7 protein-coding genes and 1 pseudogene are annotated in these 11,659 nt (G+C 44.7%); 2 read left to right on the top strand and 6 right to left on the bottom strand.

What is annotated here, in order from left to right:
• Positions 1-136: 136 nt before the first annotated feature.
• Positions 137-1,806: pseudogene (locus KHN78_RS10675) on the bottom strand (SulP family inorganic anion transporter).
• A 274-nt stretch (positions 1,807-2,080) separates the two neighbouring features.
• Between KHN78_RS10675 and can the strand changes: the two are divergent.
• Positions 2,081-2,749 (top strand): carbonate dehydratase, encoded by a 669-nt coding sequence (gene can / locus KHN78_RS10670; protein ID WP_211916008.1) that lies wholly within the window; start codon positions 2,081-2,083, stop codon positions 2,747-2,749.
• Between the two features lie 78 nt (positions 2,750-2,827).
• Here the strand turns inward: can and hpt are convergent, their stop codons facing one another.
• Complete coding sequence (gene hpt / locus KHN78_RS10665) at positions 2,828-3,358, bottom strand: hypoxanthine phosphoribosyltransferase (protein WP_211916007.1); 531 nt, start codon at positions 3,356-3,358, stop codon at positions 2,828-2,830.
• Positions 3,359-3,681: 323 nt separating this feature from the next.
• Between hpt and KHN78_RS10660 the strand changes: the two genes are divergently transcribed.
• Positions 3,682-4,296 carry a LuxR/HapR/OpaR family quorum-sensing transcriptional regulator gene (locus KHN78_RS10660; RefSeq protein WP_128810226.1) on the top strand — a complete coding sequence of 205 codons (615 nt, stop codon included), beginning with the start codon at positions 3,682-3,684 and terminating at the stop codon, positions 4,294-4,296.
• A 164-nt stretch (positions 4,297-4,460) separates the two neighbouring features.
• Here the strand turns inward: KHN78_RS10660 and lpdA are convergent, their stop codons facing one another.
• The 4 genes from lpdA to pdhR all read right to left on the bottom strand — a co-directional run bounded on the left by lpdA (position 4,461) and on the right by pdhR (position 11,593).
• The gene (lpdA, locus tag KHN78_RS10655) at positions 4,461-5,891 is read right to left on the bottom strand and encodes a dihydrolipoyl dehydrogenase (protein WP_211916006.1); all 1,431 of its coding nucleotides are present in this window, start codon (positions 5,889-5,891) and stop codon (positions 4,461-4,463) included.
• Between the two features lie 258 nt (positions 5,892-6,149).
• On the bottom strand, positions 6,150-8,078 hold the full coding sequence (gene aceF, locus KHN78_RS10650; protein WP_211916005.1) for a pyruvate dehydrogenase complex dihydrolipoyllysine-residue acetyltransferase: 1,929 nt from the start codon (positions 8,076-8,078) through the stop codon (positions 6,150-6,152).
• A 30-nt stretch (positions 8,079-8,108) separates the two neighbouring features.
• Complete coding sequence (gene aceE / locus KHN78_RS10645; protein WP_211916004.1) at positions 8,109-10,772, bottom strand: pyruvate dehydrogenase (acetyl-transferring), homodimeric type; 2,664 nt, start codon at positions 10,770-10,772, stop codon at positions 8,109-8,111.
• Positions 10,773-10,825: 53 nt separating this feature from the next.
• Positions 10,826-11,593, bottom strand: coding sequence for a pyruvate dehydrogenase complex transcriptional repressor PdhR (gene pdhR, locus KHN78_RS10640; RefSeq protein WP_128810222.1), 768 nt, complete (start codon positions 11,591-11,593; stop codon positions 10,826-10,828).
• Positions 11,594-11,659: the final 66 nt, after the last annotated feature.

Below are 11,659 nucleotides of genomic sequence, written 5' to 3'. Positions count from 1 at the left end.
ATTGCAATGAAGTTAATTTAGTTTATCGTTGAATGACGATGAATACAATTAAACCTTCCATAAAATTAGAAATAACTGGGACACAAAAAAACGCCACAGAATAGATTCTGTGGCGTTTTAAAAATATGAACTTTATTTACATCACTAACATCTGATGTTCATCGGTTTCCACATGCTTCACCGCTGCATTCAATGCTTCATAGCGGAACTTATAGGTGTTCTCATCCGGCACTAGATCAATCACATGGAATTTTTCTAGTTGTTCTCGCGTTCGTTGATTTGGACAAAGTAAGTACACTTCACAGTTGGCATCTAGAGCATCTTTAATGGCATTTTCTAACGCAAGGCCCACAGTGACATCAATCATCGGTACATCAGTTAAATCCAAGATCATCACCTCGTAGTCCGAGATGCTGGTGTGCTGACGAGAGATAGCTTTAGATACACTGAAGATCATTGGCCCCGATAAATAAAAGAACAACACCTTACCATCGCACGATCCAACAACCCTCTTTCGCTATCCGTCAGTGGTACATCGTCTTCATCTGCATCGCTGATCGCTTTCACTTGGCGAGCTTGCTCACGACTCAAGCGCTCAATGATGATGATATTAGAGATAAACACACCTAAACCAACCGCAACAATCAAATCAACAAATACCGTCAATAGCATTACGCCGTACATCACCGCCATGCCAGGAAAGCTAACTTTATGTGCTCGTTGAATAAAGCTCCAATCAAGAATGTTAAACCCGACATAGACCGCAATACCTGCCAGCACTGCCATCGGGATCGGCTCAGTCAGGCCGCTTGCCACCAATACAACCAGCGCTAAAATCAACGCTCGTATCACGCCTGACAATGGAGAACGAGCGCCAACTTGAATATTGGTGACGGTCCCCATTGTGGCCCCCGCGCCAGGTAAAGCACCGAACAAACCAGAAATCATATTTGCCAATCCTTGACCTCGAAGTTCTTTATCCGAGTCATGTTCTTTACGCGTCAATGAGTCTCCGATAACGGCAGTTAACAACGTATCAATACAGCCTAAGGTGCCAAGAACCAATGCATCAATCACCATCTCAGTAAACATCGCTGGATCGATATGTGGCACCACTAACGATGGGAGGCCTGCTGGAATCTCACCAATTCGGCGGATGTCATCAACATCGAACAAAATGACAGAAAGCAACGTTACCGCGACTAATGCAACTAACTGAGCTGGAACATACTTTCGATACCGTTTTGGAAAAAAGAACAAAATACCAAGCGTCAGCAAGCCTAAAAACAACTCACTAAATTTGAGCGTTGAGATGGTTTCAGGTAACGCAGAAAGCGTGCCAATGACACCGCCAGAGGGAGCAGCATGGCCGAGTAAAGGGGAGAGTTGCAAAATGATAAGAATCACGCCAATACCAGACATGAAACCCGATATCACGCTGTATGGCATCAGGGTGACATATTTACCTAACTTCAATGTACCAAGAACAATCTGGAACGCCCCCGCCATCATGACGACGGTGAACGTCATTGCCATACCGGTTTCTGGGTATTTTGCCATCATGCTGGTCAAAACTGCGGTCATAATGACCGTCATTGGGCCAGTTGGCTCAGAAATCAGAGTGTTAGAGCCACCAAACAGCGAGGCAAATAGCCCCACCATAATCGCCCCCCATAAACCTGCTTCTGCTCCAGCTCCTGAGGCCACACCAAATGCCAGCGCAAGGGGAAGTGAAATAATGGCCGTTGTCACACCGCCAAATACATCCCCTTTCAAATTGATATCCTTAAAGCGATGACCGAACATCCCGCTTGCTCCCTGCAATAAAAACAAAATACGTTCAATTTACCAAATATTTCGATAAAGAAAAAAACCAAAAAGGCTCTTATAACTTTAGGATTATTCAGTTTGCGAATGATGTCAGCACAATTTATGATTTTAACAGCGAGAACTCGTCAGATGAGTCATCTTGGACAAATATTTAACGAGATTGAATTTGTAACATTGTGTATAGTTACGGCGCTGATCGCTTTATTGGCAAGAGGTTGGTTTTTTCATTTTTAGGGAAGTAGATTGTCAGATGCCGGAAATTAAACAGTTATTCGAAAACAATTCGAAATGGTCAGAAGAGATCAAATCTGATCGTCCAGAATATTTTGCTAAACTCGCAGAGGGCCAAAAACCCGATTTTCTTTGGATTGGATGTTCCGACAGTCGCGTACCTGCTGAGCGATTAACCGGACTATTCTCAGGTGAATTATTTGTTCATCGTAATGTCGCTAACCAAGTTATTCACACCGATCTTAACTGCCTTTCCGTTGTCCAATATGCTGTCGACGTTCTTAAAGTAAAGCATATTATTGTTTGTGGTCACTATGGCTGTGGAGGTGTAAACGCTGCGATCGATAACCCTCAACTTGGCCTCATCAACAACTGGTTACTACACATTCGTGATATCTACTTTAAACATCGTACGTACCTTGACCAAATGCCTCCTGAAGATCGCGCCGACAAACTTGGTGAAATCAACGTCGCAGAACAAGTCTATAACCTTGGCAATTCAACCATTATGCAAAACGCGTGGGAGCGCGGCCAAGAAGTCGAAATCCATGGTGTTGTATATGGTATAGAAGACGGGCGACTAGAATACTTAGGCGTTCGTTCTCACTCACAAGAAACCGTTGAAGCGTCGTATCAAAAAGCATTATTTGCCATATTAAATGACGACAAGAAATTGCTTTGTCGATAAATAAATCATTAAAAAAGCGCCGCTTGAAATCAAGCGGCGCTTTTTATTGTCTGTTTGTTATGTCGACGATATCGGCATTTATTCTTGTGGTACAACCTTACCGATGAATGGTAGATGACGGTATTTTTGAGCGTAATCAATACCCACACCAACAACAAATTCATCAGGGATAGCGAAGCCAAACCAATCAACTGGTACTTCGACTTCACGGCGAGATGGCTTATCTAAAAGCGTACAAATCGCGATAGATTTTGGCTCACGTAGTGAAAGAATTTCACGAATTTTATTTAGCGTATTACCAGTATCAATGATGTCTTCAACGATCAGTACGTCCTTACCTTTAATATCATCATCAAGATCTTTCAAAATACGTACATCACGAGAGCTTTCCATGGTGTTACCATAACTAGAAGCTGTCATAAAATCGACTTGGTGAGTCAGTTCGATTGCGCGAGCCAAATCGGCCATAAATACAAATGAACCACGCAGCAAACCTACCATTACAAGATCTTCACTGCCTTGGTAATGCTCTGTGATTTGTTTGCCTAATTCACGAATACGATCCTGAACTTCTTGCTCAGAAATCATTACTTCTATTGTATGTTTCATACTGTGCTCAATTATTTTGTGGGTTGAGGTTGGTCGTACGCAAACGATCACCTTGTCTTACAACATCTAGTGTAACACCCTGCACAAAAGGTGGAAAGAGCCATCCAAGTTCTGAGAATTGTGGGGCAAACGTCTTATTTTTGAAACTTTCATCCGCAAATTAAGCATCCACAATGACATTATTGTCTATAAAGTAACCACAAGATATTGACCTTAACCATATGCACCATTACACTCATTGTCGGTTTAAGTAACTATTATAACAATTAATTAGGGGTAAACCCCTGAGACAAATATCAACTCAAATGGCAAGGATAATGGATATGGATTCAATCGCGAAGAGACCTCGCACTAGGCTTTCCCCTCTAAAACGTAAACAGCAACTTATGGAAATTGCGTTAGAAGTATTCGCACGCCGTGGTATTGGCCGCGGTGGCCATGCAGATATCGCAGACATCGCTCAAGTTTCTGTTGCAACAGTTTTCAATTACTTCCCAACTCGAGAAGACTTGGTTGATGAAGTTCTAAATCATGTTGTTCGTCAATACTCTAACTTCTTATCTGACAATATCGATTTAGATCTGCATGCTCGCGAAAATATCTCAAATATTACCAACGCGATGCTTGAGCTAGTGAGTCAAGACTGTCATTGGCAGAAAGTATGGTTTGAATGGAGCGCATCGACACGTGATGAGGTTTGGCCTCTATTTGTCTCTACAAATAGAACGAACCAACTGCTAGTTCAAAACATGTTCATTAAGGCCATTGAGCGAGGTGAAGTCTGCGATCAGCATGAGCCAGAACACTTGGCAAACCTGTTCAATGGTATTTGTTACTCGTTGTTCGTCCAAGCTAATCGAACTAGTAATGATAGCGAGCTAGCGACGCTTACCGCCTCTTACTTAAATATGCTTTGTATTTATAAGCATGAGCACTAAGCACGAACGCTAAACATCCGTTAATCACGAAACGAAGCTCATCAATATGGTGAGCTTTTTTCTTCTCCAATGATCGATTCATAAATATTAAAAACAAAAAAAACCGCTGATGAATCAGCGGCCTTTATCATTAATTCTTCAAGACATCAGGTCTTTAAGCGAAGTTACTTTTTCTTTTTCACTGCTTTTTTGTTTGGCAGGTCAGTAATTGAACCTTCAAACACTTCAGCTGCTAGCCCCACAGACTCATGCAGAGTTGGGTGAGCGTGAATAGTTAGTGCGATATCTTCAGCATCACAACCCATTTCGATTGCTAGGCCAATTTCACCAAGCAGTTCACCACCGTTAGTACCAACGATAGCACCACCAATTACTCGATGAGTTTCTTTATCGAAAATTAGCTTAGTCATACCATCAGCACAGTCAGATGCGATTGCACGACCTGATGCTGCCCATGGGAATGTTGCCACTTCGTAGTTGATGCCCTCAGCTTTCGCTTCTTTCTCAGTCTTACCAACCCATGCCACTTCTGGCTCAGTGTAAGCGATTGATGGGATAACTTTAGGGTCGAAGTAGTGCTTCTTACCAGAAATAACTTCTGCAGCAACGTGACCTTCATGCACACCTTTGTGAGCAAGCATTGGTTGACCAACGATGTCACCGATAGCGAAGATGTGAGGTACGTTCGTACGCATTTGCTTATCAACGTTGATGAAGCCACGGTCATCAATTTCAAGACCTGCTTTTTCACCGTCAATTAGCTTACCGTTTGGCACTCGGCCGATAGCAACGAGAACAGCGTCGTAGCGCTCAGCTTCTGCTGGTGCTTTCTTGCCTTCCATCGAAACGTAGATGCCGTCTTCTTTCGCTTCAACTGCTGTTACTTTCGTTTCTAGCATTAGGTTGAATTTGTTCTTGATACGCTTAGTGTAAACTTTAACGATATCTTTATCCGCAGCTGGGATAACTTGATCGAACATTTCAACTACGTCTACTTGAGAACCTAGAGAGTGGTAAACCGTACCCATTTCTAGACCGATGATACCACCGCCCATAATAAGCAGTTTTCCTGGTACTTCTTTCAGCTCTAGTGCGTCAGTTGAGTCCCAAATGCGAGGATCTTCATGCGGGATAAATGGCAGTTTGATTGGGCGAGAACCGGCCGCTACGATCGCATTGTCGAAGTTAACGGTTGTTGCTTCACCCTCGCCCTCTACAAGAATAGAGTTAGGACCTGTAAATTTACCGTAGCCGTTTACGACAGTCACATTACGCATCTTAGCCATACCGCTAAGACCACCAGTCAGTTGATTAACAACTTTCTCTTTCCAAATGCGGATCTTGTTGATGTCTGTTTGTGGTTCGCCAAAAACGACACCGTGATCAGCCATCGCTTTCGCTTCTTCAATAACTTTTGAAACGTGAAGAAGCGCTTTAGATGGGATACAACCCACGTTAAGACATACACCACCTAGAGTGCTGTAGCGCTCGATAAGTACTGTTTCAAGACCTAAGTCCGCACAGCGGAATGCAGCGGAGTAACCGGCAGGACCAGAACCAAGTACAACAACTTGGGCTTTAATTTCTTTGCTCATTTTGACCTCTTGTAGTCATTATCCCTAACAGGCTGAGTGAGTATCGATTCTTTATATTTAAAGTCAGTTCGTTATAAACCGTTATTTTCAGACCGTCATCAGTTTACAGAGATGTTAATGGTGTGAAAAGTAAATCAATTTAGCCTGTGAGCTAGACAACAATTCGACAGTGAAACAATGCTGCTCCAGCATCCAATTGTTCGATAATTCTATTAACAGAGGCGGCAAAATTGCCGCCTCTCTAGTGTCTATTCTTAATTAAAGAACTAGACGACGGATATCTGATAGACACTCGTTTAGGTAAGTGATGAAACGCGCACCTTCAGCACCATCGATCACACGGTGGTCGTATGATAGAGACAGTGGAAGCTGTAGGCGTGGTTCGAACTCTTTACCGTTCCATACTGGCTTCATTTCAGACTTAGATACACCAAGGATACCCACTTCTGGCGCATTCACGATTGGCGTAAACGCCGTACCGCCGATACCGCCAAGGCTAGAGATTGTGAAACAACCGCCTTGCATATCAGCAGCTGTTAGCTTACCAGCACGTGCTTTCTTCGATACTACCATCAATTCTTCAGATAACTCGTAGATGCCTTTCTTGTTCACGTCTTTAAATACAGGAACAACCAGGCCGTTTGGCGTATCGACTGCGATACCTACGTTTACGTACTTCTTAAGAATGATGCTTTCACCATCTTCAGAAAGTGAAGAGTTAAACGCTGGGAATGCTTCAAGTGCTTTAGCAACAGCTTTCATGATGAACACAAGAGGGGTGATCTTCATGCCAGTGTCTTTCTTCGCTTCGATAGCATTCTGCTCTTTACGGAATGCTTCTAACTCAGTGATGTCAGCGTTGTCCCACTGTGTAACGTGAGGGATCATTACCCAGTTACGGTGTAGGTTAGCACCTGAGATCTTCTTGATCTTAGAAAGCTTCTGAACTTCAGTCTCACCGAACTTGCTGAAATCAACTTTTGGCCAAGGTAGTAGACCAAGCGCTGCGCCGTCGCCTTTACCAGATGCTGCTGCACCTGCGCCAGACTCAAGACGCTTAAGCGCATCTTTAACGTAAGACTGAACGTCTTCTTTAAGGATACGGCTCTTACGACCAGTACCTTTAACCTTAGATAGGTTAACGCCAAATTCGCGAGCTAGACGACGAACAACTGGAGACGCGTGTGCGTAGTCGTTGTTCTCTTGGAAGTCACCCGTTGCTGCTGGTGCTGCCGCTGGAGCTTCTGCTTTAGGAGCTGGCGCTGCCGCTGGTGCCGCCGCTTGAGCTTGTGCTGCAACTGGAGCTGCTGCTGGAGCCGCGCCTGCAACTTCGCCTTCCGTTGTAGAGAAAATCATGATTAGAGAACCAGTCGTTACTTTGTCGCCTTCAGCAATCTTGATCTCTTTAACCGTGCCAGCGAATGGAGCTGGTACTTCCATTGAAGCTTTGTCGCCTTCTACAGTGATCAAAGATTGCTCTTCTTCCACTGTATCGCCAACTTTAACCATGATCTCAGTAACTTCTACTTCGTCACCGCCGATGTCTGGTACGTTTACTTCTTTGTCAGCTGCTGCCGCCGCAGATGCAGCTGGCGCTTCTACTGCTGCTGGAGCTGGAGCCGCTGCGCCTGAGCCAGCAACCGGAGTGCCGGCCACTTCGAATACCATCACTAGAGAACCAGTTGTTACTGAATCACCTTCAGCAATCTTGATCTCTTTAACCGTACCTGCAAATGGTGCTGGTACTTCCATAGAAGCTTTGTCGCCTTCTACAGTTAGAAGTGATTGCTCTTCTTCTACTTCATCGCCAACTTTAACCATGATCTCAGTAACTTCTACTTCGTCGCCACCGATATCAGGTACGTTAACTTCTTTTAGTTCTGCCGCTGCAGGAGCTGAAACTGGTGCAGCTTCAACTGCTGGAGCTGCCGCAGGAGCCGCTTCTGCAGCGGCACCCTCAGCTTCGAAAATCATGATAAGAGAACCCGTTGTTACAGAATCGCCTTCCGCAACTTTGATTTCTTTTACGATACCTGCTTGAGACGCTGGAACTTCCATAGAAGCTTTGTCGCCTTCAACAGTGATTAGAGATTGTTCTTCTTCAACCTTGTCGCCAACGCTTACAAGAATCTCAGTAACTTCAACCTCATCCGCACCGATGTCTGGTACATTAATTTCGATTGCCATTGCTTATCTACCTTTTACTTAAGCGTTGTCTTATGCGTATAGCGGGTTAGTTTTTTCAGTGTCGATGTCGAATTTCTTAATCGCTTCAACAACTACTGATTTCTCAACTTCACCACGTTTCATTAGTTCAGTTAGGGCTGCAACTACGACGTAACCTGCATTCACTTCGAAGTGACGACGTAGGTTGTCGCGGCTGTCTGAGCGACCAAAACCGTCAGTACCCAGTACTTTGTAAGACTCAGCAGGAACGAACGCGCGTACTTGCTCTGCGTAGTTCTTCATGTAGTCAGTCGCTGCGATTGCAGGCTCTTTACCAAGTACAGTTGTGATGTAAGGTACTTTCGCTTCCGCTTCTGGGTGAAGCATATTGAAGCGCTCTGCATCTTGGCCGTCACGAGTTAGTTCGTTGAATGATGTTACTGAGTAAACATCAGACGCTACGCCGTAATCTTCGCTTAGGATTTGAGCTGCTTTACGTACTTCATTCATAATAGTACCAGAGCTCATTAGCTGAACTTTCGCATTTGAACCTGCGTAAGTTTCTAGCTTGTAAATACCCTTACGGATGCCTTCTTCAGCGCCTTCTGGCATTGCTGGCATTGCGTAGTTTTCGTTCATTAGCGTTAGGTAGTAGAACACGTTCTCTTGGTTCTCACCGTACATGCGACGGATACCGTCTTGCATGATTACTGCTAGCTCGTAAGCGAATGTTGGGTCGTAAGAAATACAGTTAGGGATAGTGTTCGCTTGAATGTGCGAATGACCATCTTCGTGCTGTAGACCCTCACCGTTCAGTGTTGTACGACCAGCTGTAGCACCTAGTAGGAAGCCACGAGCTTGTTGGTCACCTGCTAGCCATGCCATGTCGCCAATACGTTGGAAACCGAACATTGAGTAGTAGATGTAGAACGGGATCATTGGCAGATCGTTTGTGCTGTAAGAAGTAGCAGCAGCAACCCAAGATGCCATTGAACCTAGTTCGTTGATACCTTCTTGAAGAACTTGACCAGATGTCGCTTCTTTGTAGTAAGAAACGATGCCTTTATCTTCAGGCGTGTACTCTTGACCGTGTGGGTTGTAGATACCCACTTGACGGAATAGACCTTCCATACCGAACGTACGCGCTTCATCACAGATGATAGGAACGATGTTCTTACCGATGTTCTTGTCTTTAAGTAGGATGTTCAACGTACGTACGTAAGCCATCGTCGTTGAGATTTCACGCTTCTGAGCACCAAGTAGAGGAGCAAACTCTTCTAGCTCAGGTACTTTGAACTCTTGTGTGAACTTAGGCAGACGCTGTGGCGTGTAACCTTTCAGTGCTTTACGACGAGCATGTAGGTATTCGTATTCAGCAGAACCTTCTTCCAATTTCAGGTAAGGCAGTTCAGCCACTTTCTCATCAGATAGAAGATCTTGTAGGCCTAGACGGTCACGTAGGTATTGTACGTGAGTCATGTCCATCTTCTTAACACCGTGAGCAATGTTCTTACCTTCAGCCGCTTCACCCATGCCGTAACCTTTAACAGTCTTAGCTAGGATTACTGTTGGCTTGCCGTTTGTTTCTTTTGCATTGTTAAATGCAGCAAACAGCTTAGAAGAATCGTGACCACCACGCTTCAATTCGAAGATTTGGTCGTCAGTCATGTCTGCAACGAGTGCTGCCGTCTCAGGGTACTTACCAAAGAAGTGCTCACGTACGTATGCGCCATCTTTAGATTTGAATGTTTGGTAGTCGCCATCGATCGTTTCGTTCATAAGCTGCAGTAGCTTACCAGTCGTGTCTTTAGCTAGTAGTGCATCCCAGTTGTTACCCCAGATAACTTTAACTACGTTCCAACCTGCACCTTTGAATAGACCTTCAAGCTCTTGAATGATCTTACCGTTACCCATTACAGGGCCATCTAGACGCTGTAGGTTACAGTTGATTAGGAAACATAGGTTGTCTAGCTTCTCACGAGCAGCGAAAGAAATTGCACCACGTGATTCTGGCTCATCCATCTCACCGTCACCTAGGAACGCGTATACACGTTGAGCAGAAGTATCTTTAAGACCACGACCTTCTAGGTACTTAAGGAAACGCGCTTGGTAGATCGCAGAGATCGGACCAAGACCCATAGATACAGTAGGGAACTGCCAGAATTCAGGCATCAGTTTAGGGTGCGGGTAAGAAGGGATACCTTTACCATCCACTTCTTGGCGGAAGTTATCTAACTGCTCTTCAGTTAGACGCCCCTCAACGAATGCACGAGAGTAGATACCAGGAGAGATGTGACCTTGGTAGTAAACTAGATCGCCACCGTCCGTCTCATTTGGAGCACGGAAAAAGTGGTTGAAACATACTTCGTAGAACGCTGCCGCTGACTGGTAAGAAGCCATGTGACCACCTAGGTCTAGGTCTTTCTTAGAAGCACGCAATACGATCATGATTGCGTTCCAGCGAATGATTGAGCGAATACGACGTTCAAGCGTTGTGTCACCAGGGTAAGCTGGCTCTTGCGCTGCAGGAATCGTATTGATGTAGTTTGTGTTGATGCCAGTTGGCATATCAACGCCGTCTAGACGTGCTTTTTCTAGAACAGTTTCTAGCAAAAACTGTGCACGCTCTACACCTTCTTCACGAACAACGGATTCAAGAGCTTGTAGCCAGTCTTGAGTTTCCAATGCGTCTACGTCATGCTTCATGTCAGACATGGCGATCTATCCTTCTGTTGGTTGGATCTACTTATTAAGTAACCGTTTCTTGTTTAAGATTCGTTACCTTGCTGGATTCGACGCAGAGAACGCTCTCGTCGAGACTCTTCTCGAGTCAAATCCAACAATGTTTCTTCGATATAAGCCAAATGTGAGTGAGACATTTCTCGCGCCTTTTCCGGCTGACCAGAAACAATCGCATCCACAATATTGGCTCGGTGCTTACTTACTTTCTCCACCACTTCTTCACGGCGGTGTAGTAATTTCAAATTTTGTAGAACATTTTGCTCTAATAAAGGCGCAAGGCTACGAACGATATGAAGTAACACAACATTGTGTGCAGCTTCTGTTAGAGCAATAAGGAACTGCATAACTGCCGCCGCTTCTGCTTCAACGTTGTCGTCTTTTTGCTCTTCACTGATCTGATTCAAGCAAGCCTGAATACGAACAAAATCTTCATCGGTACCACGCAATGCTGCAAAGTACGCAGAAATCCCTTCCATCGCGTGGCGCGACTCAAGTAGGTCTAACTGCGTCTCTGAGTGGCTAGACAATAAATTCAGCAGCGGATCTGAAAAACTTTTCCAGATGTTTTCGCTAACGAATGTTCCACCGCCTTGACGGCGAGTCAACAAGCGCTTCGCTTCCAAACGCTGAATGGCTTCACGGACAGATGGACGGGACACATCGAACTGTTTGGCGAGTTCGCGCTCTGGTGGCAATTGTTGCCCCGGAGAGAGTGTTCCTTCCACAATCAACCTTTCCAACTCTTGTTCTATAACATCAGAGAGTTTTGGCTGACGAATCCTTTGATAAGCCATATTTATCGTTCTTCTACTCTTGCAGGTAATTGGTCATACCAATTTTAAGTTGATGCAGAAATTAAC

The sequence above is a fragment of the Vibrio sp. B1REV9 genome (assembly GCF_905175395.2).
GTDB classification, from domain to species: domain Bacteria; phylum Pseudomonadota; class Gammaproteobacteria; order Enterobacterales; family Vibrionaceae; genus Vibrio; species Vibrio alfacsensis.
The sequence above is the reverse complement of the archived record's forward strand: the minus strand, read 5'-3'. Positions and strand labels throughout refer to the sequence as shown.

Coding starts and splice junctions, on each gene's coding strand:
- can (WP_211916008.1), top strand. CDS start 2,081: ATGCCGGAAATTAAACAGTTATTCGAAAACAATTCGAAATGGTCAGAA.
- hpt (WP_211916007.1), bottom strand. CDS start 3,358: ATGAAACATACAATAGAAGTAATGATTTCTGAGCAAGAAGTTCAGGAT.
- KHN78_RS10660 (WP_128810226.1), top strand. CDS start 3,682: ATGGATTCAATCGCGAAGAGACCTCGCACTAGGCTTTCCCCTCTAAAA.
- lpdA (WP_211916006.1), bottom strand. CDS start 5,891: ATGAGCAAAGAAATTAAAGCCCAAGTTGTTGTACTTGGTTCTGGTCCT.
- aceF (WP_211916005.1), bottom strand. CDS start 8,078: ATGGCAATCGAAATTAATGTACCAGACATCGGTGCGGATGAGGTTGAA.
- aceE (WP_211916004.1), bottom strand. CDS start 10,772: ATGTCTGACATGAAGCATGACGTAGACGCATTGGAAACTCAAGACTGG.
- pdhR (WP_128810222.1), bottom strand. CDS start 11,593: ATGGCTTATCAAAGGATTCGTCAGCCAAAACTCTCTGATGTTATAGAA.